This window comes from Amycolatopsis sp. NPDC051128, assembly GCF_040682715.1.
Lineage (GTDB): Bacteria > Actinomycetota > Actinomycetes > Mycobacteriales > Pseudonocardiaceae > Amycolatopsis.
Window position 1 is genome coordinate 1 of sequence record NZ_JBFBBN010000024.1, and the last position, 24,158, is coordinate 24,158.

18 protein-coding genes and 1 pseudogene are annotated in these 24,158 nt (G+C 70.9%); 8 read left to right on the plus strand and 11 right to left on the minus strand.

Features of this window, described 5'->3' with window-relative positions; translation table 11 throughout:
* Positions 1-112: 112 nt before the first annotated feature.
* Positions 113-1,522 (minus strand): bis-aminopropyl spermidine synthase family protein, encoded by a 1,410-nt coding sequence (locus AB0M82_RS23655; RefSeq protein WP_364725506.1) that lies wholly within the window; start codon positions 1,520-1,522, stop codon positions 113-115.
* A gap of 121 nt (positions 1,523-1,643) precedes the next feature.
* Between AB0M82_RS23655 and AB0M82_RS23660 the strand changes: the two genes are divergently transcribed.
* Complete coding sequence (locus AB0M82_RS23660; protein ID WP_364725508.1) at positions 1,644-2,729, plus strand: ATP-binding cassette domain-containing protein; 1,086 nt, start codon at positions 1,644-1,646, stop codon at positions 2,727-2,729.
* Between the two features lie 89 nt (positions 2,730-2,818).
* Positions 2,819-3,022: pseudogene (locus tag AB0M82_RS23665) on the plus strand (hypothetical protein); the annotation flags it as partial.
* Between the two features lie 80 nt (positions 3,023-3,102).
* Here AB0M82_RS23665 and AB0M82_RS23670 read toward each other — a convergent pair.
* Positions 3,103-3,714 carry a LysE family translocator gene (locus AB0M82_RS23670; protein WP_364725511.1) on the minus strand — a complete coding sequence of 204 codons (612 nt, stop codon included), beginning with the start codon at positions 3,712-3,714 and terminating at the stop codon, positions 3,103-3,105.
* Positions 3,715-3,844: 130 nt separating this feature from the next.
* Here AB0M82_RS23670 and AB0M82_RS23675 point away from each other — a divergent pair, with 130 nt between their 5' ends.
* The 3 genes from AB0M82_RS23675 to AB0M82_RS23685 are packed head-to-tail and all read left to right on the plus strand — an operon-like array spanning position 3,845 to position 6,030.
* Positions 3,845-4,288: a MarR family transcriptional regulator gene (locus AB0M82_RS23675; RefSeq protein WP_364725514.1), complete on the plus strand. Its 444-nt coding sequence runs from the start codon at positions 3,845-3,847 to the stop codon at positions 4,286-4,288.
* The gene (locus tag AB0M82_RS23680) at positions 4,285-5,700 is read left to right on the plus strand and encodes an MFS transporter (RefSeq protein WP_364725516.1); all 1,416 of its coding nucleotides are present in this window, start codon (positions 4,285-4,287) and stop codon (positions 5,698-5,700) included. Before AB0M82_RS23675 ends, AB0M82_RS23680 begins: the two co-directional genes overlap by 4 nt.
* A gap of 33 nt (positions 5,701-5,733) precedes the next feature.
* Positions 5,734-6,030: a DUF1330 domain-containing protein gene (locus AB0M82_RS23685; RefSeq protein WP_364725519.1), complete on the plus strand. Its 297-nt coding sequence runs from the start codon at positions 5,734-5,736 to the stop codon at positions 6,028-6,030.
* A gap of 4 nt (positions 6,031-6,034) precedes the next feature.
* Here AB0M82_RS23685 and AB0M82_RS23690 read toward each other — a convergent pair whose 3' ends face one another.
* The 7 genes from AB0M82_RS23690 to AB0M82_RS23720 form a co-directional block, all read right to left on the minus strand.
* Complete coding sequence (locus AB0M82_RS23690) at positions 6,035-7,015, minus strand: LLM class flavin-dependent oxidoreductase (protein WP_364725523.1); 981 nt, start codon at positions 7,013-7,015, stop codon at positions 6,035-6,037.
* A 13-nt stretch (positions 7,016-7,028) separates the two neighbouring features.
* Complete coding sequence (locus AB0M82_RS23695) at positions 7,029-7,547, minus strand: N-acetyltransferase (protein WP_364725525.1); 519 nt, start codon at positions 7,545-7,547, stop codon at positions 7,029-7,031.
* A 158-nt stretch (positions 7,548-7,705) separates the two neighbouring features.
* Positions 7,706-11,425: a multifunctional oxoglutarate decarboxylase/oxoglutarate dehydrogenase thiamine pyrophosphate-binding subunit/dihydrolipoyllysine-residue succinyltransferase subunit gene (locus AB0M82_RS23700; RefSeq protein ID WP_364725528.1), complete on the minus strand. Its 3,720-nt coding sequence runs from the start codon at positions 11,423-11,425 to the stop codon at positions 7,706-7,708.
* 215 nt (positions 11,426-11,640) lie between these two features.
* Complete coding sequence (locus tag AB0M82_RS23705) at positions 11,641-12,174, minus strand: DUF4291 family protein (protein ID WP_364725531.1); 534 nt, start codon at positions 12,172-12,174, stop codon at positions 11,641-11,643.
* Positions 12,175-12,344: 170 nt separating this feature from the next.
* Positions 12,345-16,088: an ABC transporter ATP-binding protein gene (locus AB0M82_RS23710; RefSeq protein ID WP_364725534.1), complete on the minus strand. Its 3,744-nt coding sequence runs from the start codon at positions 16,086-16,088 to the stop codon at positions 12,345-12,347.
* A gap of 95 nt (positions 16,089-16,183) precedes the next feature.
* Positions 16,184-17,071 carry an ABC transporter permease subunit gene (locus AB0M82_RS23715; RefSeq protein ID WP_364725537.1) on the minus strand — a complete coding sequence of 296 codons (888 nt, stop codon included), beginning with the start codon at positions 17,069-17,071 and terminating at the stop codon, positions 16,184-16,186.
* The gene (locus AB0M82_RS23720) at positions 17,071-18,150 is read right to left on the minus strand and encodes an ABC transporter ATP-binding protein (protein ID WP_364725540.1); all 1,080 of its coding nucleotides are present in this window, start codon (positions 18,148-18,150) and stop codon (positions 17,071-17,073) included. Before AB0M82_RS23720 ends, AB0M82_RS23715 begins: the two co-directional genes overlap by 1 nt.
* Before the next feature lie 520 nt (positions 18,151-18,670).
* On the opposite strand from AB0M82_RS23720, the gene AB0M82_RS23725 reads away from it, so the two are divergent.
* Positions 18,671-19,348: a response regulator transcription factor gene (locus AB0M82_RS23725; protein ID WP_364725542.1), complete on the plus strand. Its 678-nt coding sequence runs from the start codon at positions 18,671-18,673 to the stop codon at positions 19,346-19,348.
* Positions 19,349-19,402: 54 nt separating this feature from the next.
* Here AB0M82_RS23725 and ald read toward each other — a convergent pair whose 3' ends face one another.
* Positions 19,403-20,518, minus strand: a complete 1,116-nt coding sequence (gene ald / locus AB0M82_RS23730; RefSeq protein ID WP_364725545.1) for an alanine dehydrogenase — start codon at positions 20,516-20,518, stop codon at positions 19,403-19,405.
* Positions 20,519-20,680: 162 nt separating this feature from the next.
* Here ald and AB0M82_RS23735 point away from each other — a divergent pair, with 162 nt between their 5' ends.
* A complete protein-coding gene (locus AB0M82_RS23735; protein ID WP_364725548.1) occupies positions 20,681-21,622 on the plus strand; it encodes a zinc-binding dehydrogenase in 942 nt (313 codons plus the stop codon).
* 67 nt (positions 21,623-21,689) lie between these two features.
* Here the strand turns inward: AB0M82_RS23735 and AB0M82_RS23740 are convergent, their stop codons facing one another.
* On the minus strand, positions 21,690-22,853 hold the full coding sequence (locus AB0M82_RS23740; RefSeq protein ID WP_364725550.1) for an ROK family transcriptional regulator: 1,164 nt from the start codon (positions 22,851-22,853) through the stop codon (positions 21,690-21,692).
* Positions 22,854-22,952: 99 nt separating this feature from the next.
* Between AB0M82_RS23740 and xylA the strand changes: the two genes are divergently transcribed.
* On the plus strand, positions 22,953-24,101 hold the full coding sequence (xylA, locus tag AB0M82_RS23745; RefSeq protein WP_364725552.1) for a xylose isomerase: 1,149 nt from the start codon (positions 22,953-22,955) through the stop codon (positions 24,099-24,101).
* Positions 24,102-24,158 lie beyond the last annotated feature (57 nt).

The following is a 24,158-nucleotide window of genomic DNA, read 5'->3' on the forward strand; positions in this document are numbered from 1 at the left end:
AAGCCATCGTCGCCGCCGGGATCCAGGTGGCGTTGCCGCCGTCCATGTCGTGCAACGCACCGAACGCCACATTGGGTGCGCTGGACGCAACCAACGCCACATTGGGGCGCTTTCAGTCCAGCAGGTCGGTGAGGCGGTGGCGGGGGACGTCGACCAGTCGCAGGTCGCGCAGGTCCTCCGGGACGTCGAGGGAGACGTTCGCCAGCCGGGCGTGGGCGCGGGTCAGGACTTCGTCCTGGTGTTCCACCGCGTCCGCGACCACCACCGCGTGCCGGTTGTCCGGGCTGCTCCGCAGGTACCTCAGCGCGTACTTGCCGCGGACCAGCGCCGAAAGCGCCGTCTGCGAACGTTCGTCCGCCAGGTCCGGGTGCGCGTTCGGCACCAGCAGCGCCAGCCGTCGCGCGTTCGTGCCCAGCAGGGTCCGCAGCAGCCACGGGCCGGGGTCGGCCGAGAGGTCCATCGCGACCGCGTCGCCCTCCGGGCCCGAGATCGACCAGTCCACCGGCCGCGTCTCCAGCGAGAGCCCGCCCGAAACCGCGATCTCCTTCAGCTTCTCCAGCAGCGCGGGTTTCGTCCCCGCCGACTCCACCGACTGCGGCCCGTGCGTGTAGATCGCCTTGCCGCCGCGCACTTTCTTCGCCTTCGCCGTCGGCTGGCAGACGTAGAGGTCGGCCGCGCTGCCGATCGCCTGCGCGCCGAAGTACCGGTTGAAGCCCGGCAGGATGGCCTCGAACGTCAGCCCGAGCGTGGCCAGCGACCGCTGCACCTGCGCGCCCAGCGCCGGGTGCCGCGGGCTGTAGCCGTACGCGAACAGCAGCCGCCCCTCGCTCGGCTCCCGCAGCGACTGCACCCCGCGCGCCGCGAACAGGCCCATGCCTTCCGGCGTGTACGGCGGATCGCTGAACACCAGGTCGAAGGCACTCCCCAACGCGGGCGGCAGACCGACGCGCAGGTCCGCGTGCACGGTCCGGATTTCGCGCCCGCCGCGTTCGTCGAGATGGGCCAGCACACGCTCGTCGAGGTCGAGGACCGTGAGCGACGCCGACGGGCAGACCGCCCGCACCGCCAGCGACGTCAGGTCGTGGTCACCCAGGAACAGCACCCGCGCCGAGGCGAGGTCGTACTGCGCGTCCAGCCACAGGGCGCGGCGCAGCACGGTCTGCGGCGTCGCCTGCACGTGGTCGAGCGCGGCGAGCGGCGGCGGCACCTCCGCCACCCACTCGGCGACCTTCGGCAGCAGCTCGTGCGTGGCCACGGCTTCGTCGAGCGGGTCGGCGTAGCGGGGCACGCTGTACCGCAGGTACGACGCGGCGACGCCGGGGGAGATCCGCAGCCGGTCGCCGCTGCGGTCGAGGTCGTCGCCCAGCGCCGCGAGGACGGCCTCCACGCTGCGCCGCGGCGCCGTGCTCAGCCGCACCAGCTCACCGAGATCGTGGTCGCCGGTGCGGAGCAGGTCGATGACGCGGTACAACGGGCGGACGCCGACGCCGTGCGCGGCGAGGACGTCGTCGAGTGCGGTCACGGGTTCCGAGCCTAGTGAGGCTTGTTCAGCCGTCGCCCGCCGCATCGCCACCTTTCGGAACGCCGTGCCAACCGCCGCCAACTCGGCTACGGTCGAACGCACCGGGACATGGGGAGTGGCAGTGACCATCGAATTCCGCGACGTGACCAAGCAATATCCGGATGGGACGGTCGCCGTCGACAAGCTGAGCCTGACGGTCGAAGACGGCACGATCACCGTGTTCGTCGGCCCGTCGGGCTGCGGCAAGACGACGTCGCTGCGGATGATCAACCGGATGGTCGAGCCGACCGGCGGCCAGGTGCTGCTGGACGGCAAGGACGTCGCCGAGGGCGACCCGGCGCTGCTGCGCCGCGGCATCGGCTACGTCATTCAGCACGCCGGCCTCTTTCCACATAGGACGGTGCTGGACAACATCGCCACGGTGCCCCTGCTGTCCGGCTGGGACAAGGCGAAGGCGCGCAAGCGGGCGGCCGAGCTGCTCGAGACCATCGGCCTGCCGGTCGAGCTCGGCAAGCGGTACCCGGCCCAGCTTTCGGGCGGCCAGCAGCAACGCGTCGGCGTCGCCCGCGCGCTCGCCGCGGACTCGCCGGTGCTGCTGATGGACGAGCCGTTCTCCGCGGTCGACCCGGTGGTGCGTGAAGGCCTGCAGGACGAGCTGCTGCGGCTGCAGTCGCAGCTGGGCAAGACCATCGTGTTCGTCACGCACGACATCGACGAAGCCGTCCGGCTCGGCGACAAGGTCGCGGTGATGCGGGTCGGCGGCAAGCTCGCCCAGTACGGCACGCCCGCCGATGTGCTGCGGCACCCGGTGGACGACTTCGTCGCCTCGTTCGTCGGCCGGGACCGCGGCTACCGCGGCCTGTCGTTCCTCTCCGCCGACGGCGTCGAGATCAAGGACCTCGAGCTGGTCGAGATCGGCGCTTCGGTGGTCCCGAGCGACCGGTGGCGGCTCGCGGTCAACACGGAGAAGCAGCCCCGCGGCTGGCTGCCGCCGGACTCCACAGTGGACGGTCCGCTCGCCGGGGACGACCTCGTGGCCGGCGGATCGCTGTGGGTGCGGGGGACGCCGATCCGGGGCGCGCTCGACGCCGCGCTGTCGTCGCCCGCCAGTCTCGGGGTGGTCGTCGACGAGGAGCACCGCGTGCTCGGCGCCGTGGTCGCGAGGCAAGTTTTGGATGTGATCGAGGCGACCCCCCAGGCGTCATGACCTTCTTCGAGGAGCTCGGAATGTACCTGAGCAGCGCGAACTGACGCCGCTGGTTCGGTGACCCGGCGCACTGGTCCGGCCCGGACGGCGTGCCGCAGCGGCTGCTGGAGCGCCTGGGCTACACGCTGCTGGCGCTGGTGATCGCGTTGGTCATCGCCGTCCCCTTGGGACTGTTCGTCGGACGCGGCATCCGCAACGCCGTGCTTCAACTGGTGGTGACCGCCGCGGTGGCCGCGTACGTCGGACTCGGTGGCCTGGGGCGGTTCCTGTTCGACGGACTGGCCATTTTGGAGCGCTGCAGGACAAGTCGCTCTCGGTCGTCCCGGACTACAGCGGGAACCTGTTGCGGTATCGCCCGCAACAACCTGAAGTCCTAGTCGAGGGCCAGCTTCACCCCGAGGCCGATGAAGATGCCGCCGGTGGCCACCTCGATCCGGCGCTGGTTCTTCTTCCGGCGCACCCACCTGCCGATGCGGCCGGCGAGGACGCCGACGGCGCCGTCGACGAGGAACTCGAACACGATCATCACCGCGCCGAGGATGGCGAACTGCAGCCAGACGCGGCCGAGCGCGGGGTCGATGAACTGGGGGAGGAACGCGATGGTGAAGGTGACCATCTTCGGGTTGAGCAGGTTGGTCAGCAGGCCGGAGAGGTAGGCGCGGTTGACTTTGCCGTCGGTCTCCCCAGGGAGCGAATCGCGGTTCCGGATCGCCTGAACGCCCAGGTAGACGAGGTAGGCGGCGCCCACGGTCTTCACGACGACGAAGGCGACGGGGACGGCGGCGAAGAGTGCGGCAAGCCCGGCCGCGGCCACGGCGACGTGGATGGCCTCGCTGGTGGCGACCCCGGCGGTGGCGAGCAGCCCGGCCTTCGGTCCGCCGCGCATGCCACAGCCGAGGACGAAGAGCATGTCCGGGCCGGGCGTCACCATGGCGATGATCGTGGTGACGACGAAGGCCAGCAGGAGGTGAGGGTCGACCGGCATCGGCCGATCCTGACACGTCGTGAGCGGGTCACGAACTCCTTTTCGCCGCGTGGGCGCCATGCCGCCCGCGACGGTGGACCCTGATCGGGAGTTGCATAAAGGATTCATATAAATCTGCTATGCTTCAGGCGTGAGTCGCCGACACGCCGCGCACGTCGCTTCCGATGCCATCGGGGCAGCCCTCTACGGTCTGGCCACCAGGGCCGTGAGACGCCTTCCCCGCGACATGAGCCTGACGTCCGCCGCCACCTTGGCCACCCTGGACAAGACCGGCCCGCGACGGATCACCGATCTGGCGGTGGCCGAGGGCGTCACCCAGCCCGCGATGACCGTCCTGGTCCGGGTGATGGAGGAAGCCGGGCTGGTCGAGCGGAAGGGGGATCCGTCCGACAAGCGGGTCACGCTGGTGTGCCTGACCGAGGCCGGCGCGTCGTACGTCCGGACGCGACGCCAGGCGGGCGTCGACGCGTACGCGCGGTTGATCGACGAACTCACCGGTGACGAGGTCGAGGCCTTGGCGGCGGCCCTTCCGGCGCTGCTGCATCTGACGGAGCTCGAAAGCCACGCCCGGTGACCGCGGCCCAGGATCGTGACCAGCTGATACGTGCCGAGGCACGGTTGCTGGTTCCCGCCCTGATGTTCGTCGCCCTGGTCGTGGCGGCGGTCGCCAGCCTCGGGACGCCGCTCATCACCAGCGTGGCGACCACGTCCCACGTCTCCCTCGACAGCGCGCAGTGGACGCTGACCGTCGCCCTGCTCAGCGGCGCCGTCGCCACCCCCGTCCTCGGCCGGCTCGGAGCCGGTCCGCACCGGCGGGCCACGATTCTCGCCACGCTCGCGATCGTCGTCGTCGGCAGCGCGCTCACCGTGCTGCCGCTGCCGTTCGCCTGGCTGCTCGTGGGCCGAGCGGCCCAAGGCGTCGGACTCGGTCTCACGGCGCTGATGATGGGCGTGGCCCGCGACCATCTTCCCGAGGAGCGCGGCGCGGCCACGATCGCCCTCATCTCAGTGGTCTCCATCATCGGAGCCGGCGTCGGCTACCCGCTGGCCGCGCTGCTCGCGGAGTTCGGCGGACTGCGGGCCGCCTACGGCCTCGGCCTGCTCGTCACCGCCATCGCCTTCGTGATCGCGTGGCGCTCCATACCCGCGGCTCCCGAAGGCCGCTCCGCGCACGTGAACGTGGCCGGTGCGCTCGTCCTGGCGGGTGGACTGCTTCTCGTCCTGTTCCTGGCCGGCGAGAGGAGCCTGTGGAGCCGGCACCTCGCCGTGGCGGTGACCCTTGCCGTCGTCGCCGTACTCCTGCTCGGCGTCTGGACCGTTGCCGAACTGCGAGCCAAGACGCCCCTGGTCGACGTCCGGGCGGTACGGCACCCGGCGGTCGCCGGGGCGAACATCGCCATGTTCGTCGGCGGGAGCGGCATGTACCTCCTGCTCACGCTCATCACCCGCTACGCGCAGACGCCGCACAGCGCCGGCTACGGCTTCGGACTGACCACCTTCGTCGCGGGGCTGGTCCTCATCCCGTTCTCCGTGCTGGGGTTCGTCGCCGGCAAGCTCACGCCGCGGGTCCGGATGCGGGTCAACGGCCCCCTGCTCCTGGCCGGCAGCGCCGCCGTCGTCGGCGGCGGGTTCGTCCTGTTCGCCACCGCCCGGTCCAACCTGGCCGAACTGCTCGCGGCCATGGGCGTGCTGGGCTTCGGCGTCGGCAGCTTCTCGGCCGCCATGCCCGGCGTCATCCTGGCCGTCACCCCGAAGAGCGAGACGTCGAGCGCCATGAGCTTCAACTACGTCGTCCGCAGCGTCGGGTACTCCCTGGGCAGCGCCATCGGCGGTCTGGTCCTGGCCGCCGGCACCGCCACGGGCCGCCTCTTCCCCGACGACAGCGCCTACACCACCGCGGCGCTGGTCGGCATCGGCGCCATGGCGATCACGACGCTGACAAGCCTCGCCCTCGCCCGCCGACGCTCACCCGAGACCAACCCGTAAGTTGGATGCGCTCATCCCCACACTGGAGGTTCCATGCCCAAGGGCTACTGGGTCAGCGTCTACCCCACCATCACCGACCCTGAGGGGCTTGCTGTCTACAACGGACTGGCCGGTCCGGCCGTCAAGGCCGCAGGCGGGCGGACGCTCGCCCGCGGCGGCAGCCGGGTCGTCGCCCACGAAGCCGGAATCGCCGAGCGCGTCGTCCTGATCGAGTTCGACAGCTTCGAACAGGCGGTCGCCGCATACGAGAGCGCGGCCTACCAGGAGGCGCTGGCCGTACTCCCCGACGGCTTCGAGCGCGACTTCCGCATCATCGAAGGCCTTGGCTGAAACCTCAGCCGCGCAGGGCCGCCGCGACGCGGCCCGCGTCCTCGATGCCTCGCTCCGGGGGCTCCTCCGGCAGCGGCAGCAGGACCACCGAACCACTCCCCGCCTCGTGGAGTGCGCGGACCGCGGCCACGCAGTCGTCCAGGTCGCCGCAGATGGCCAGGCGGTCGATCCACTCCGGGCGCAGGCCCGCCGCCAGCTCGTCCACTGTGGACGCCGAATCCACCAGTTCCAAAAGCTCGGCGGCGAAGGGGAGGTCTTCCACCTGCACCCGTGCTCCCGGCGTCAGTGAATCCGCCACCGTCAGGCGCGCCCGTTCGCGGTCGCCCAGCGCGAGCCAGTTGTACGTCACCAGGGCGTGGTGCGGCGGTGCGCCCTCCGCGGAACGCCCCGGCGCGATGCCCGCCAACGCCGTCCGCACGTACTCCGGCGGTGACGGCTCGGCCAGGATCGTCCCGTCGGCGGAAGAGCCCGCGATCGCCAGGGACTTCGGCCGACGGACGCCCGCCACCAGCGGGGGCGGCGTCGACGGCGGGAAGACCAGCTCGACCTCGTCCAGATTGACGTGCTTGCCCGTCACCGAGACCCGCTCGCCCGCCAGCAGCCGGCGGACCGCCACCAGCGTCTCCTCCAGCGCCGCCAGCGGTGACGCCGGGTAGGCCCCGATCTGCCGCATCCACGACGGCACCCCGTGCCCGAACCCGGCGATCAGCCGGTCCGGGTGCAGCTCGGCGAGCGCCGCGATCTCCATCGCCGCGATCGCCGGGTTGCGCGCGACCGCCGGCAGCACGCCGATGCCCACCTTGATCGTCGACGTCGCCGCCAGCGCCGTCGCGACCGTGGCGATCCCGGCCGCCCAGAAACAGTCCTCGACCAGCCAGAGCTCGTCGAGCCCCGCGTCCTCGGCCTGCCGGGCCAGGTCGATCAGCTTCGACGGCGGCTGCTCGCGGTTGATGCGGACACCCACGGACGAGGTCGGTGTGTACACGCGCGGCTCCTGTTCAGATCCGGGAGAACGCGGGCGCGCACTGGAAGGCGCCCGCCTGGGTGGGTTCGTACGCGGAGAGGGGCCGCGCCTGGAAATACCGGCCCCACTGCGGGTCCGGGGCGGTGATCGACAGGTCCGACGCCGTGCCGAACCCGAACCGCGAGTAGTAGGCCGGCTCGCCGAGCAGGACGACCAGGCCGTACCCCAGCGCGTCCGCCGCGCCGACGACCGCGTGCATCAACGCCGAGCCGACGCCGGCCGCCTGGTGCGCGGGCAGCACGCCGAGCGGGCCGAGCCCGACCGCGGCCGTCGTGTCGTCGCCGAGGCGGGCCCGGCTGCAGCACACGTGCCCCACGACCGCACCTTCGCGGACCGCGACGAGCGACAGCGTGCCGATCAGGTCGCCTTCGGTGCGGAGCTCGTCCACGAGTGGCGCCTCGACGGGGAGCACGCCTTCCTCGCGCCGGAACGCCGCGCTGTGGACGGCGTGGATCGCGCTGCGGTCGGCGGGTGCTTCCCGGCGGATCAGCATGATCGCCACCTTGCCGTGAACCGGCGGCGGATGGCAATCGGTTTGGGCTGCGCCCCCCGGTTGCCACGGTACCGGCGGGCACCGACAGTTCCGGGCCTACCACGACGAAGGCCTCCTCGCCGGCGGACCGGGAGGAGGCCTTCGTCGTGGTCAAGCGGTCAGTCGAACGCCTTCGAGATCAGCGCCTTCTGCTCCACCTCGTGCACCTTCGACGAGCCGGCCGACGGCGCCGCCATCGGACGGCGCGACACGACCTGCAGGCCCGACAGCAGCTCCGGGAACTTCCGCGGCAGGTTCAGGCCGAAGAACGGCCACGCGCCCTGGTTCTCCGGCTCCTCCTGGACCCACGCGACCTGCGTCGCGTTGCTGTAGCGCTCCAGCGCCGCCACCAGCTTCTTCTTGGGCAGCGGGTAGTACTGCTCGATCCGCACGATCGCGACGTCGTACGCCTCGCGCTTCGTCCGCTCCGCGATCAGCTCCCAGTACAGCTTCCCGGAAGTCAGCAGCACCTTGCGGATCTTCGACGGGTCCGGCGTCGTGTCGTCGATGACGGACATGAACCGGCTCTGGTCGGTGAAGTCCTCGACCGCCGACGTCGCGGCCTTGTTGCGCAGCATCGACTTCGGCGTGAAGACGACCAGCGGCCGCTGGATGCCGTCGAGGGCATGGCGGCGCAGCAGGTGGAAGTAGTTCGCCGGGGTGGACGGCACCGCCACCGTCATCGAGCCCTCCGCGCACAGCGAGAGGAACCGCTCGATGCGGCCGGAGGTGTGGTCCGGACCCTGGCCCTCGTGGCCGTGCGGCAGCAGCAGCACGACGTCCGAGCGCTGGCCCCACTTGGCCTCGCCCGAGGAGATGTACTCGTCGATGACGGTCTGCGCGCCGTTGACGAAGTCACCGAACTGCGCTTCCCACATCACCAGCGCCTCGGAGTTCGCCACCGAGTAGCCGTACTCGAAGCCGACGGCCGCGTACTCCGACAGCGCCGAGTCGTAGATCATCACCCGGCCCTGGCCGTCGGCCAGGTTCTGCAGCGGCGCGTACTCCTGGCCGGTCTTGCGGTCGATGAACACCGAGTGCCGCTGGGTGAACGTGCCACGCCGCGAGTCCTGGCCGGACAGCCGGACCAGCCGACCCTCCATCGCCAGCGAACCGAACGCCAGCAGCTCGCCGAAGGCCCAGTCGATGTCGCCTTCGCGCGACATCTTGTGCCGCCGCTCCATCACCGGCTTGACGCGCGGGTGCGGTGTGAAGCCCTCGGGGACCTCGACGAACGCGTTGCCGATGTGCTCGATGACCGCGCGGTCGACCGACGTCTTCACCTTGGCCGGGACCTGCTGCTCCTCCTCGACGGAGGGGCTGGCCTTCGCCGGGTGCTTCTCCAGCTCGCGGACCTCGTTGAAGACGTGCTCCAGCTGGCTCGAGAAGTCGCGCAGCGCGGCCTCGGCCTCCTCGACGGAGATGTCACCACGGCCGATCAGCGACTCGGTGTAGGTCTTCCGCACCGAGCGCTTCGTGTCGATGATGTCGTACATCGCCGGCTGCGTCATCGACGGGTCGTCGCCCTCGTTGTGGCCGCGGCGGCGGTAGCAGATCAGGTCGATGACGACGTCCTTGTGGAACGCCTGCCGGTACTCGACGGCCAGCTTGGCCACCCAGTGCGCGGCCTCCGGGTCGTCGCCGTTCACGTGGAAGATCGGCGAGCCGATCATCTTCGCGACGTCGGTGGCGTACTGGCTGGAGCGCGAGTGCTCCGGCGCGGTCGTGAAGCCGACCTGGTTGTTGACGATGACGTGCACGGTGCCGCCGGTGCGGTACCCGCGCAGCAGCGCCAGGTTCAGCGTCTCCGCGACGACGCCCTGGCCCGCGAAGGCCGCGTCGCCGTGCATCAGGACCGGCAGCACGGTGTAGCCCTCGCCGCCCTTGTCCAGCAGGTCCTGCTTCGCGCGGACGATGCCTTCGAGCACCGGGTCCACGGTCTCCAGGTGCGACGGGTTCGCCGTCAGCGACACCTTCGTCTCGCCGTCGCCGAACATCCGGAAGTACTTGCCCTCGGCGCCGAGGTGGTACTTCACGTCGCCGGAGCCGTGTGCCTGGCCCGGGTCGAGGTTGCCCTCGAACTCCTGGAAGATCTGCGAGATCGGCTTGCCGACGATGTTGGCCAGCACGTTCAGCCGGCCGCGGTGCGGCATGCCGATGACGACCTCGTCGAGCTCGTGCTCGGCGGCCTTGTCCAGCAGCGTGTCGAGCAGGGGGATCGCCGTCTCGCCGCCTTCGAGCGAGAACCGCTTCTGGCCGACGTACTTGGTCTGCAGGAACGTCTCGAACGCCTCGGCGGCGTTCAGCTTCGAGAGCACGTACTTCTGGACCGCGGGGTCCGGCTTCTCGTGCGGGATCTCGACGCGCTCCTGGATCCAGCGGCGCTCCTCGGGGTCGAGGATGTGGGTGTACTCGATGCCGACCGTGCGGCAGTACGAGTTGCGCAGCACGCCCAGGATGTCGCGCAGCTTCATCCGCTCCTGGCCGGCGAAGCCGCCGACCGGGAACTCGCGGTCGAGGTCCCAGAGGGTGAGACCGTGGGACAGGACGTCCAGGTCGGCGTGGCTGCGCTGGCGGTAGTTCAGCGGGTCGGTGTCGGCCATCAGGTGGCCGCGCATCCGGAACGCGTCGATCAGCTCGATGACGCGGGCGGTCTTGTCGACCGGGCCGTCCGGGATGTCGGCGACCCAGCGGATCGGCTCGTACGGCAGGCGCAGGCTGGTGAAGACGTCGTCGTAGAAGCCGTCTTCGCCGAGCAGCAGCTGGTGGATGCGCTTGAGGAACTCGCCGGACTCCGCGCCCTGGATGATGCGGTGGTCGTAGGTCGAGGTCAGCGTCATGATCTTGCTGATGCCGAGGTCGACCAGCGTCTTCTCGCTGGTGCCCTCGAAGGCCGCCGGGTATTGCATGGCGCCGACGCCGATGATCGCGCCCTGGCCGGCCTGCAGCCGCGGCACCGAGTGGTTGGTGCCGATGCCGCCCGGGTTGGTCAGCGAGATGGTGGTGCCGGAGAAGTCGTCCGCGGTCAGCTTGTTGTTGCGGGCCTTCTTGACGATCTCCTCGTAGGCCTGCCAGAACTGCAGGAACGACATGTCCTCGCAGCCCTTGATCGAGGCCACGACGAGCGTGCGGGAGCCGTCCTTGCCCTTCATGTCGATCGCGAGCCCGAAGTTGACGTGGTCCGGCGTGACCGCGAACGGCTTCCCGTCGATCAGCTGGTAGTGCCGGTTCATGTTCGGGAAGCTCTTCAGCGCCCGCACCATGGCGTAACCGATGAGGTGCGTGAAGGAGATCTTGCCGCCGCGGGTGCGCTTGAGGTGGTTGTTGATGACGATGCGGTTGTCCGCCATCAGCTTCGCCGGGACCGCGCGCACGCTGGTCGCGGTGGGGACGCTCAGCGAGGCGTCCATGTTCTTCGCGATGGCCGCCGCGGCGCCTCGCAGCTGCTTCGACTCCGGCTCTTCCTTGGCCTGCGGCTTCGCGTCGGCCTTCGGCTCGGCCTTCGCGGCCGGCTTGGGGGCCGTCTTCGCCGGGGCTGCCTTCGCGGGGGCCGGCTTGGCGGTCGGCGAGGGGGCCGACTGCTTGGCCGCCGAGTCCGCGTTCCGCACCGCCTTCGGCGACGGCTGGCTGGCCTGCCCGTTGGCGGCGGGCTTGACGTCGGCCTGCTGCTGCCGGGCGGTGTCCGCCTTGGCCTGCGCGTTCTGCGTCGGCTTGAAGTCCGCGAAGAAGTCGTGCCATGCGGCATCGACTGAGGAAGGGTCTGCGAGGAACTGGTCGTACATCTCTTCGACCAGCCACTCGTTGGGGCCGAACTGTGACGCAGGGCTGCTGCTGGACACGGCTTGGGCTCGCCTCTATCCGTCTCGATCTCGATCATGAATCCGCTGATGCGTCTACCAGGCTAACCCCCTCGGTGACCGTGATGTGATGGAACCGGTCTGTGTGAGGCCTGGCGCACTAAGGGATCGGTCACTGACACGATCAAGATGTGCTAAGGGAACCTTAAGCGCTGTACCCGGTACAGGGTTCTCGGGGTCTTCGGCCGTGCGCTGCCCTAAGCCGTCGCGTCGATGGCGTCGGCGAGCTCGGCCGGCAGCGGGTACGGCGGCTCGTGGGGGACGAGCTTGACCGCCTTGTGGAGCTGGTCGGTGGCCAGGAGGCCGGCGATGTCCCGGACGACCGGCGTGACGTCGGTGATCGCGGTGATCCACTCGTCGACGTAGCGGTCGACGGCCTCGCCGCTCAGCCCGATCCGGATGGCGCGGAAGTTCAGCGCCGAGTGATCGAGGTCTCGTTCGGGGTCCCACTCGACGAGCACCGGCCCGGCGTTGGCGAGGGCCCACTCGAAGCCGTCACGGGTGATGTCGACGGCCAGGACGCGCTCGTGCCCCGGCTTGCTCCCGCTGCCGCTGCGGTGGGCCGCGCAGCGGAACGAAGGCACGAGCCACGCCGTCCCGCCTCGCTCGAACGTCTGCTTCTCGAGCGCGGCGTCGGCGATGGCGGGCGAACAGGTCTGGTAGACCCGGACGGTCGTCTCGGTCTGCCTGGCCCGGACCTGCCGGTCGGGCACCCGCTTCTCTTCGAACATGCCCGCCATGCTCCCACCGCGAAGACGGCCCGCGAGACATTTCCCTCATCGCGCGTGATCAGGGACGTAACTCGCGTGATCGGGGCCGGAACTCGCGTGATCGGGGACGTAACTCGCGAGTTCCGTCTCCAATCACGCGAGTTACGGCTTGAAGCACGCGAGATACGGGGTCAGCCGAGGGACCAGAGGTGGGCGTACTTGCCGTTCGCGGCCAGGAGCTCCTCGTGCGTGCCCGTTTCGACGATCCGGCCGTGGTCCAGGACCACGATGCGGTCGGCGCGGGCGGCGGTCGCGAGGCGGTGGGCGACCACGAACGTCGTGCGGCGGCGGGCGACGTGCTCCGTCGCGCGCAGGACCGCCGACTCCGTCGACGGGTCCAGGGCCGCCGTCGCCTCGTCGAGCAGCAGGACGTCCGGGTCCACCAGCTCCGCGCGCGCCAGCGCCACCAGCTGACGCTGGCCCGCCGACAGCGACCGGCCGCGTTCGCCCACCGGCTGCAGGAACCCCGACCGCAGGGCCGCGACGCCGTCGAACGCGCCCACCGCGCGGACCGCCGCCTCGACCTCCGCGTCCGTCGCCGACGGACGGCCGTAGCGGACGTTGTCGGCCACCGTGCCCGAGAACAGGTGGGCCTCCTGGGGCACCACGCCCATCCGGCGCCGCAGCCCGGCCAGCTCGTACTCGCGGACGTCCGTGCCGTCGATCCGGACCTCGCCGCCGGTGACGTCGTAGAAGCGCGCGACCAGCTTCACGGCCGTCGACTTCCCCGCGCCGGTCGCGCCGACCAGCGCGATCGTCTCCCCGGCCGCGACGTCCAGCGAGAACTCCGCCAGTGCCTTGCTCTCCGCGCCGGTGTAGGAGAACTCGACCTCCTTGAACGAAACCTCGCCGCGCAGCCGCTCCGGCACCGCCACCGCGTTCGCCGCCGCCGGCACCGACGTCGGCGTCCGCAGCAGGTCGCCGATCCGGTTCAGGCCGACGCGCGCCTGCTGGTAGCCGTCGAACACCGACGACAGCTGCTGGATCGGCGAGAAGAACTGCTGCAGGTACAGCAGGAACGCGAGCAGCACGCCGGCCGACAGCGTTCCCGCCGAGACGCGGTTCGCCCCGGCCACCAGCACCGTCGTCGTCGCCAGGTCGGACAGCAGCGCCACCAGCGGGAAGTACGTCGCGACGTACCGCTGGGCCCGCAGCCGCGAACGCCGGTAGTCGTCGCTGCGCGAAGCGAACGCCTCCGCGGAGCGGTCTTCGCGCGTGTACGCCTGGGCGACGCGCAACCCGCTGACGTTCTCCTGCATGTCCGCGTTGACGACGCTGACCCGCTCGCGGGCCTCGTTGTACGCCTTCGACGCCGCCCGCCGGAAGATCACCGTGGCCACCGCCAGCACCGGCACCATCGCCAGCGCGAACAGCGCCAGCCCGGCGTCGGTGATCAGCAGCGCCGCCGTGATCCCGGCCAGCGTCAGCGCGCTGACCACCGCGGTGGCCAGCCCGGTCTGCAGGAACGTCGACAGCGCGTCGACGTCCGTCGTCATCCGGGTCATGATCTTCCCGGACAGCTCCCGCTCGTAGTAGTCGAGCCCGAGCCGCTGCAGGTGCGCGTAACTGCGGACGCGCAGCGCGTACAGCACGGTCTCGCCGACCCGCGAAGTCAGGCGCGTCTGCGCGAACACCACCAACCAGTCGGCCGCGATCACCGCGGCGCCGATCCCGGCGGCGAGCCAGATCATCCACTCCACGCCCGGCCGGACCCCGTGGTCGACGCCGAACTGGTACAGCGCAGGCAGGGCGATCGACGCCAGCGCGTCCGCCGCGACCAGCCCGATCACCAGCATCAGCGGCCGGCGGACCGGCCGCAGCAGCCGGCCGAGCCGGAACCGCGGGTCGGGCGCGGTGACGTCCACATCGGACAGTCGTGGCTCGTCGACGGCGGCCGGGAGCTTGCGCACGCCTTCGATCAGCTCGGGCGTCGGTGGCACGTCCAGGCCGCCGCCTCCGCCGACGAACCCGCTGCTGTTCGGGTCGGCGCTGCGCCGGCGCGCCGCCTCGGCCAGGGCTTCGACCTCGTCGCGGTCGGCGCGCGGCCAGAGCGACGGCGTGATCCCGGCCGGGTCGCGGTCGAGGCCCTCGCAGCGGTGCTTTTCCTCGACGTCGTCGCCCGGGCCGGCGACCAGCTCGCGGAACAGCGGGCAGCGCGCCATCAGCTCCGCCTCGGTGCCGACGTCGATGACGCGCCCCTCGTCCAGCACCGCGATCCGGTCGGCCAGCGCCAGCGTGGACCGCCGGTGCGCGATCAGCAGCGTCGTCCGGCTCGCGGTGACCGACCTCAGAGTGTCGTGGATGGCCGCCTCGGTGACGGTGTCGATGGCCGACGTCGCGTCGTCCAGGATCAGGATCCGCGGATCGGTGATCAGGGCCCTGGCCAGCCCGAGCCGTTGCCGCTGGCCGCCCGAGAGCGTCAGCCCGCGTTCGCCGACCAGCGTGTCGTAGCCGTCCGGCAGCGCGCGGATGAACCCGTCCGCCTCCGCCGCGCGCGCGGCCGCGACGATCTCCTCGTCGCTCGCGTCCGGCCGGCCGTACGCGATGTTGTCCCGGATGGACGAAGAGAACAGGAACGCCTCCTCGAACACCACGCCGATCGCCTGCCGCAGCTGCCGCAGCGGCACGTCGTGGACGTCGAGGCCGCCGACCCGCACCGCGCCCGCGTGCACGTCGTAGAACCGCGGCAGCAGCAGCGAGATCGTCGACTTCCCGGACCCCGCGGTGCCGACCAGCGCGAGGGTCTCGCCCGGGTGCGCGGTGACCGACAGCCCGGCCAGCACCGGCTCGCTGCGGGTGTAGCCGAACCGGACGCCGTCAAGCTCGACGCCGAGCGGCCCGGCCGGCAGCGGCCGCGCGTCGGGGGAGTCGACGACCTCCGGCTGCGCGTCGATCAGCTCGTACACGCGCTCGGCGCCGGCGCGGGTCAGCTGGGCCTGCACGACCAGGCCGGACAGCATCCGGGCCGGGCCGATCAGCGTCGCGAGGTACGTCGCGAAGGCGAGGAAGGTGCCGAGGGTGATGGCGCCGTTCAGCGCGAGGACGCCGCCGATGCCGAGCACGGCGACCTGGCCGGCCGCGGGCAGGGCCGCCGTCGTCGCCGTCGGCGTCGCGGACAGCTTCGCCGCGCGAAGCCGCTCCGCGAACAACTTGCGCGCGGTCCGCTCGAGTTTCGAGACTTCCCGCGTCTCCTGGCCGAAGCCCTTGACCACGCGGACGCCGGTGACCGTCTCCTCGACCTGCTGCGCGACGTCCGCCGCGCGCTGCTGCGCCGACCACGTCGCCGGGAACAGGCGCTTGCGGCTGCGGGCGATGATGATGCCGACCGCGGGCGTGACGACCAGCGCGATCAACGTCAGGACCGGAGACATCCACAGCATCGCGACGAACGACAGCAGCGCGAAGATCACCGAGCCGAACGACAGCGGGATCTGCATCAGGATGCCGGTGACCAGCTGCAGGTCCGAGATCGCGCGCGAGACGACCTGGCCGGTGCGCAGCGCGTCCTGCTTGCCGCCGTCCAGCCGCGACACCGCGTTGAAGACGCGCTGCCGCAGGTCGTGCTGGACGTCGAGCGCGAGCTTCCCGCCGAAGTACCGGCGCACGAACGCCGTGCCGAACGCCACCAGCTGCAGGCCCACCAGGAAGACCGCGATGCCGGGCAGCGCGCCGGTCTGCCCCGCCACCGCGTCGTCCACCGCCGTGCGCACCAGCAGCGGGCTCGCGGCCTGCACGCCGACGCTGAACACGGCGGCCAGCAGCGACATGACGACGAGCGCGCGGTGCTCCCACGCCGCGGCCGACAGCCGGCGGACCCAGCCGACGGTCTCGGTCTGTGGGAGCTCTTGACGGGAGCGGGACGGAGCGATGGTCACGTAAGGACAGTAAGCGCCACCACCGACAAAATATTTCCCGAACGCCGTGAAGGCCACCCCGGTGCCCCGGGATGGCCTTCACGGACGAGGAAAACCTACGTGATGTCGCGGCGCTGGTTGCCCGCCCAGCCGAGGCCGAAGAAGATCATCGTCCACGCGAAGAAGATCAGCGCCGAAGCCCACCACGAGAGCACGCCGGGAGCACCCGCCGTCAGCTGCAGGATCAGCTGAGAACCGGAGTCCACGCTGGCCGGCAGGTCGAGTGAGTTGAAGCCGAAGGCGTCCGCCGCGATGCCGCCGACGATCCCGTTCGCGGTGCCGTTCGGCAGGATCCCGCCGAGGATGTCGATGTCCGCCCAGCCCCAGAACGCGATCACCAGCACGTTTTCCAGCATCAGGAACCACACCAGCAGCAGCACGACGGCCAACGGCACGCTGCGCAGCACCGCGCCGAACCCGATGCCGAACAACGTCACCAGCACCGCGGCCAGCACCGACCCGCCGAGCGCGGCCAGCCACTGGCCCGCGGACGGCCAGCGGCCCGAGTCGACCGACGCCATCACCGCGAGCGCCGAGACGCCGAAGCTGACCAGGCCGTAGATGGCGCCCCACGCGGCGTACGTGAGCATCTTCGCGGTCAGCGCCGAGATCCGGTTCGGTGCGGTGAGGAAGGTCGTCGTGATCGTCTTGCTGCGGTACTCGCCGGCCAGTGCGAAAACGCCGAACAGCGCCGGGACGAGCTGCGCGATGTTCACGCCGTGCGCCAGCGCCAGCAGCCCCACCGGGATCTTGTCCGGGTCGAGGCCGATCATGTCGCTGACCTGACGGGCGTCTTTCGACCCGAGGAAGTCCGCGAAGTTGTTCGTGAGGCTGCCCCACGCGAAAGTCAGCCAGAACGCCACCAGCACCAGCGGGATGAGCAGCACCCACCACGTCTTGAGCGACAGCGTCTTGCGGAACTCCGCCTTGATCAGGTTGCCCATCACTGCTGCGGCCCTCCCCAGTACTGCTGTTGCTGCTGCGGATATTGCTGCTGCGGACCCGACGGCGGGCCCTGCTGGTACTGCTGCTGGTACTGCGGACCCGACGGCGGATATCCGGGCGGAGGCGGGCCCTGGTACTGCGGCTGCGGCTGGTACCCCTGCGGCGCGCCGCCGTACTGCCCCTGCGTCAGCTGGAAGAACATCCGCTCCAGGTCGACGTGCTCCTCCTGCATCCCGTAGACCGCGATCCCGGCCTTCGCGGCGAGGTCACCGATCTGCTGGACCGTCGACCCGGCCACCGCGACCCGGCCGTCCGGCGTCGGCGAAACCTGCTGGATGCCGTTCTCCTGCAACGCCTTCACCAGCGCGGCCGCGTCCGCCGGCTGCACCAGCACCCGCGACTGCTGGCCCTTGCGCAGCTGGTCCAGCGAACCGTAGTACCGCGTGACGCCCTGGCTGATGATCACGACCTGGTCGATCAGCTGCTCGACCTCGTTCAGCAGGTGGCTCGACACCAGCACCGTGCGCCGCTGCTCCCGCGCGTACGACCGCAGGAAGTTCCGCAACCACAGGATGCCCTCCGGGTCGAGGCCGTTCGTGGGCTCGTCGAGCACCAGCACCTGCGGATCACCCAGCAACGCCGTCGCCAGCGCCAGCCGCTGCCGCATGCCGAGCGAGAACCCGCCGGCCTTCCGGTCCGCGGCGCTGCCCAGGCCGACCAGGCCGAGCACCTCGTCCGCGCGCCGATCCGGCACACCGATGGCCGCCGCGTACACCCGAAGGTGGTTCCGCGCCGTCCGGCTCGGGTGGAAACCCTCGTTCTCCAGCACCGAGCCCACCACCCGCGCCGGATTCCCCAGCTGCGAATGCGGCCGCCCGTTGATCGTCGCCGTCCCCGCCGTGGGCGTCACCAACCCGAGCAGCATCCGCAACGTCGTCGTCTTCCCGGCGCCGTTCGGGCCGAGAAAGCCCGTCACCGAACCCGGTTCGACCGTGAAACTGAGGTTCTGCACGGCGTTCACCGCGCCGAACTGCTTGCTCAGGTTCTGCACCACAATCCGGCCACTGCCGTCGTGCATACCGTCCCCTAACGTTCCCACTGATGCGGCGTCATCCTGCCTTACCCGCGCCGCCCGCGCGCACGGAACGCCGGAACCCGCGCGGAGCGACCTTCGTCACGTTCCGCTACCGCGTGATGCCACCTCCGGTGGCCTGACCAGAGGGTTCACGGCCGCCACCAGATCAACTTGGTAAAGAATTCGTTCGACTTGCCGACCCGGTGCAGCGAAGTCGCCCAGACCCCTCTAAGCTAGGAACCGGCGGCCCGCTCCCAGTGACCCCCAGGCTGGTTGAGCGGGTCGCCCCTTCGTCTTCGCTTCGGGCTTCGCCCCTCGCTTCGACTTTGTCCTTTTGCCCGGGGGGCCGAGCCCCCCGGACCCCCCACGGTGCCTTCGTCGCGACTTCCAGCGTTGTCTGGACGGGGCCGCCGCCACTCCCGGCGTGGGGTGGGGTGGGACGGGGCTGCCGCGACTTTCGGGGTGGGGTGGGTTGGGCTGGGGGTGTCGGGACTTCCGGGGTGGGGTGGGGCATCGTTGGGGGGTGCGGATCTTGCTTGTTGAAGATGAACGGCGGCTTGCTGAGGCTCTTCGGGCTGGGCTTGGGGCTGAGGGTTATGCCGTTGATCTTGCTCACAATGGGCGGGATGCTCTGTGGCTGGCCGGGGAGCATCCTTATGCCGCCATTGTTCTCGACATCATGCTTCCGGGGCTGAACGGCTATCGGGTCTGCCGGCGGCTTCGGGAGATGGGGGATCGGACTCCCATCCTCATGCTCACCGCCAAGGATGGTGAGGATGACGAGATCGAGGCCCTTGATACCGGGGCCGATGACTTTCTGCCGAAGCCCTTCTCCTACGGGGTTCTGCTTTCGCGGCTTCGCGCGCTCATTCGGCGGGGTGGAGCCACTCGGGCGGGGGTTCTCAAAGTGGGGGATCTCGAACTCGACCAGGCTTTGCGGACCTGCCGGCGTGGCTCGGCCGACATCGTGCTGACCAGCAAGGAGTTCGCCCTGCTCGCCTATCTCATGCAACGGCCTGGGCAGGTGGTCACCAAGGCCGAGTTGCTCGACAACCTGTGGGACTTCGCCGCCTCCGCCACCGCCAACCTGGTGGAGGTACATGTCAGTGCGCTGCGGCGCAAGATCGATGTGCCCTTTGGCGCCGAGACCATCCGGACCGTCCGGGGGGCCGGCTACCACGTCGTGACCGCGGGTACCTGAAAAGGGGAGCGGGCCCCGGTCGCGGTGCGATCGGGACCCGCCCGGGTGAAATGGTCAGGCGAGGACGGTGTCCAGCGAGGTGTGCGGGAGGTCGTGGGCCACCGCGACCGGGCCGTTCGTCAGGGCGCCCGCGTGCGTGTTGAGGCCCTTCGCCAGCGCCGCGTCGGCCTGGAGCGCGGCCTTCCAGCCGTGCTCGGCCAGCTGGACCGCGTAGGGCAGCGTGACGTTCGTGAGGCCGTAGGTCGACGTCCGGGGCACCGCGCCCGGCATGTTCGCGACGCAGTAGAAGACTGACTCGTGCACGGTGTAGGTCGGGTCGTCGTGCGTGGTCGGACGCGAGTCGGCGAAGCAGCCGCCCTGGTCGATCGCGATGTCGACGAGCACGCTGCCCGGCTTCATCCGGGCCACGAGCTCGTTCGAGACCAGCTTCGGCGCCTTCGCGCCCGGGACCAGCACCGCGCCGATGACCAGGTCGGCCTGCAGCACGGCCTCCTCGACCGCCAGGCGGTTCGACGTCACCGTGCGGATGCGGCCGCCGAAGTCGTTGTCGATCTGGCGGAGACGGTCGACGTTGGTGTCCAGGATCTCGACGTCCGAGCCCAGGCCCAGCGCGACGCGGGCGGCGTTGAGGCCCGCGACACCGCCGCCGATCACGACGACGCGCGCCGGGTGCACGCCCGGGATGCCGCCGGGCAGGACACCGCGCCCGCCGCTCGGCTTCATCAGGGCGAACGCGCCGACCTGCGGGGCCAGCCGGCCCGCCACTTCGGACATCGGGGCGAGCAGCGGCAGCGCGCCGGTGGCGGTCTGCACCGTCTCGTACGCGATCGCGGTGGTGCCGGCGGCCAGCAGCGCGTCGGTCAGCGGCCGGTCGGCGGCGATGTGCAGGTACGTGAACAGCACCTGGTCGGCCCGCAGCCGGGGGTACTCCTCGGCGATCGGCTCCTTGACCTTGAGGACCAGCTCGCCCTCGGCCCAGGTCTCGTCGGCGGTGGCGAGGATCTTCGCGCCGGCCTCGACGTACTCCTCGTCGGTGATCGACGAACCGACGCCGGCGCCGGTCTCGACGAAGACGTCGTGCCCACGGCCGACCAGCTCGTGCACCCCGGCCGGGGTCAGCGCGACCCGGTATTCGTGCCTCTTGATTTCACGGGGAACGGCGATACGCACGGTCGGCCTCCTGGGTCGGTCTGCGTCCGGTGTTGCCACTCACGGTGAACCACCCGGACGGCGGTGTCATCGTGCTAGCCGGACAATTCTTCGAACTGCTCGTAGTGCTGAACGGACAAGGTCCTTGACTTCGACTTCACTTGAAGTTGCAGCGTGTACCGCATGCGTGCGGTGTGGTTGAGAGAGTTCGGCGGTCCGGAAGTGCTGGTCCCGGGGACGGCCCCGGACCCGGTCGCCGGGCCCGGTCAGGTGCTGGTCGAGGTGGCGTTCGCGAACATCACGTTCGTCGAGACGCAGTTCCGGGCGGGCGTGCCGGGGCCGTTCCGGGTCCGTCCGCCGGTGATCCCCGGCAACGGCGTCGGCGGGGTGGTCGGCGCGGTCGGCGCGGGCGTGGACCCGGGCCTCGTCGGGCAGCGGGTGGTCACTGCGACGGGCGGCTCCGGCGGGTACGCCGAGCGCGTCGCCGTGGACGCGGCGGCGGTGTTCCCGGTGCCCGCCGCGCTGGGGCTCGACGCGGCGGTGGCGGTGCTCGCGGATGGCCGGACCGCGACCGGCTTGGTCCATGCCACCAGGGTGCGCCCGGGCGATCGAGTGCTGGTCGAGGCGGCGGCGGGCGGGGTCGGCGGCCTGCTGGTGCAGCTGGCGAAGGCGGCGGGCGCCGAAGTGGTCGGCGCCGCGGGCGGGCCGGCGAAGGTGGCGCACGTGGCCGGGCTGGGGGCGGACCTCGCGGTGGACTACCGGGATCCGGGCTGGGCGGACCGGGCCGGCGAGGTGGACGTCGTCTTCGACGGCGTGGGCGGCGCGATCGGCGCGGCGGCGTTCGGCCTGCTGCGCCGAGGCGGCCGGATGGCGGTGTACGGCCTCGCGGGCGGCGCGTGGGTCGACGTGTCCGAAGAGGACGCCGCGGCCCGCGGTGTCGAGCTGGTCCGGTCGATCGGCGAGCCGGAGGAGCTGCGGGCGTTCACCGAGTCGGCACTGGCGGAGGCGGCGGCGGGGCGGCTGGTGCCGGTGATCGGCCGGCGCTTCCCGCTGGAGAAGGCGGCCGACGCCCACGCGGCCATCGAATCCCGCACCACCCTGGGCAAAACCCTGCTGGTCGCCTGAGGGGACCCTGGAGCCGTGAATGTCGCATTGAGGGACTTGAAGTCCCTCAATGCGACATTCACGGCTTTCAGGCTTCCTGGGCGCGGGCCACGAACGGCGCCGGGTCGGCGAGGACGCGGTGGACGACCCGGCCCGCCGCTCCGAGGGTCGCCGCGTCGCTGCCGAGCCGGGACGCCGACAGCACCGGCGGTGCGCCGCGGAGCCCGCCGAGGCGGGTGGTCAGCACCTCCGCGACCGGCCCGGACACCCACGGGTACAGCTGTGTGAACACCCCGCCGAGCACGACGCGGTCGAGGTCCAGGAGGTTCACCGCCGACGTCAGCGCGATGCCGAGGGCGTGCCCGGCCGCCGCGCACGCGTCCAGCGCCGCACCGTCGCCGCGCTCGAGGGCGGCCAGCAGGGCGGACAGCGTCGGGGCCGCTCCGGCCGTCAGCAACGCTTCCTGCCCCGCGTACGTCTCCAGGCAGCCGCTTCCGCCGCAGCGGCAAGCCGGGCCGTCCGGCGCCACCACGACGTGGCCCAGCTCGCCGGCCAGCCCGGTCGCGCCGGAGTACAGCCTGCCGTTCACGACCAGGCCCGCGCCGATGCCGACTTCGCCGGACACGTAGAGGAAATCGCGTTCGCCGTCGCCGTACCAAAACTCGCCGAGGGCCGCGAGGTTCGCTTCGTTGTCCAGCTCGACCGGGATCGGCAGCCGCAGCAGGTCGGCCGGGCGGACGTCCTGCCAGCCGAGGTTGGGGGCGCTGAACAGCACGCCGTCGCCGACCGGGCCGGACACCGCCAGCACCGCGCCCGCCACCTCGAGTCCGAGCCGGTGGGTCTCCGTGAGCGCGTCCAAGGCCAGTGCCTGCAGCTCCCCCAGCACCTTCTTCGGCCGCGAGCCGCGGTTGTCGCGCTCGCGGCGGGCGGCGAACCGGACCTCGCCGGTGAGGTCGAGCACGCACACCGCGAGGTAGTCGACGTTGATCTCCAGCCCCAGCGACGCCATCCGCGCGCCGCTGAGCACGACCTCCACCCCCGGCCGGCCGCGCTCGCCCGCCCGTGCGGGCCCGGTCTCGGCGAGCAGTCCCGCGTCCACCAGGTCGCCGACGAGCTTCGAGACCGTGGACTTGGTGAGCCCGGTGACTTCGGCGAGCGCGGCCCGGGTGAGCGGGCCCCCGCGGCTGACCGCGCCCAGCACGACCTCGAGGTTGCGGGCGCGCATCTCTTCGTGCCGCACGGCCTGCGTCATCGTGTCCCTCCCGCGAAGCACTGTAACCCGGCCTCTTGACGCCTGGGACTCCCACAGCGCATATTTAGTCTATAACGTGAACTAAATGAAGGGACAGTCATGAGCGACTACGCTCCCCAGCCGGCCGACAAGTTCACCTTCGGCCTCTGGACCGTGGGCTGGCCCGCCAACGACCCGTTCGGGGTCGCGACGCGGGCGGCGCTCGACCCGGTCGAGACCGTGCACCGGCTGGCGGACCTGGGCGCCTACGGCGTGACGTTCCACGACGACGACCTCCTGGCCACCGAGCCGGACCGCGACAAGGCGATCGAGCGGTTCAAGAAGGCCCTCGCCGACACCGGCATGCGCGTCCCGATGGCGACGACGAACCTGTTCAACCACCCCGTGTTCAAGGACGGCGGCCTGACCAGCAACGACCGCGACATCCGGCGGTACGCGCTGCGGAAGGTGCGCCGGAACCTCGACCTCGCGGCCGAGCTCGGCGCGGAGACCTACGTCGTCTGGGGCGGCCGCGAAGGCGCCGAGTCGGACGCCGCGAAGGACGTCCGCGCGGCACTGGCCCGCTACAAGGAGGGCTTGGACCTGCTCGCGGACTACGTCGTCGAGAAGGGCTACTCGCTCCGGTTCGCGCTGGAGCCCAAGCCGAACGAGCCGCGCGGCGACATCCTGCTGCCGACGATCGGACACGCGCTGGGCTTCATCTCGCAGCTCGCGCGGCCCGAGATGTTCGGGCTCAACCCGGAGGTCGGGCACGAGCAGATGGCCGGGCTCAACTTCGTGCACGGCATCTCGCAGGCGCTGTGGCAGGGCAAGCTGTTCCACATCGACCTCAACGGTCAGCACGGCCCCAAGTACGACCAGGACCTGATCTTCGGCCACGGCGACGTGAAGAGCGCGTTCTTCCTCGTCGATCTGCTGGAGAACGCCGGCTACGAGGGCCCGCGGCACTTCGACTACAAGCCGATGCGCACCGAGGACGCCTCGGACGTGTGGGTGTCCGCGGCGGCGAACATGCGGACGTACCTGATCCTCAAGGAGAAGGCGGCGAAGTTCCGCTCGGACCCGGAGGTCGCGGAAGCCCTGGCGGCGTCCCGGGTCCCGGACCTCTCGACGCCGACGCTGGCCACGGGCGAGTCGTTCGACGACCTGCTGAACGACGAGTTCGACCTGGAGGAGGCGGCCCAGCGCGGCTACCACTTCACCCGGCTGAACCAGCTGGCCCTGGAGCACCTGTTCGGGGTTCGCTGACAGTCCGTGAATGGCACATTGAGGGACTTGAAGTCCCTCAATGTGCCATTCACGGCT

What these genes read in the sequence shown, in the direction of transcription:
- AB0M82_RS23670 (WP_364725511.1), bottom strand. Translation starts at nt 3,714, where the DNA reads ATGCCGGTCGACCCTCACCTCCTGCTGGCCTTCGTCGTCACCACGATC.
- AB0M82_RS23685 (WP_364725519.1), top strand. Translation starts at nt 5,734, where the DNA reads ATGCCCAAGGGCTACTGGGTCAGCGTCTACCCCACCATCACCGACCCT.
- AB0M82_RS23695 (WP_364725525.1), bottom strand. Translation starts at nt 7,547, where the DNA reads ATGCTGATCCGCCGGGAAGCACCCGCCGACCGCAGCGCGATCCACGCC.
- AB0M82_RS23705 (WP_364725531.1), bottom strand. Translation starts at nt 12,174, where the DNA reads ATGTTCGAAGAGAAGCGGGTGCCCGACCGGCAGGTCCGGGCCAGGCAG.
- AB0M82_RS23715 (WP_364725537.1), bottom strand. Translation starts at nt 17,071, where the DNA reads ATGGGCAACCTGATCAAGGCGGAGTTCCGCAAGACGCTGTCGCTCAAG.
- AB0M82_RS23720 (WP_364725540.1), bottom strand. Translation starts at nt 18,150, where the DNA reads ATGCACGACGGCAGTGGCCGGATTGTGGTGCAGAACCTGAGCAAGCAG.
- AB0M82_RS23735 (WP_364725548.1), top strand. Translation starts at nt 20,681, where the DNA reads ATGCGTGCGGTGTGGTTGAGAGAGTTCGGCGGTCCGGAAGTGCTGGTC.
- AB0M82_RS23740 (WP_364725550.1), bottom strand. Translation starts at nt 22,853, where the DNA reads ATGACGCAGGCCGTGCGGCACGAAGAGATGCGCGCCCGCAACCTCGAG.
- xylA (WP_364725552.1), top strand. Translation starts at nt 22,953, where the DNA reads ATGAGCGACTACGCTCCCCAGCCGGCCGACAAGTTCACCTTCGGCCTC.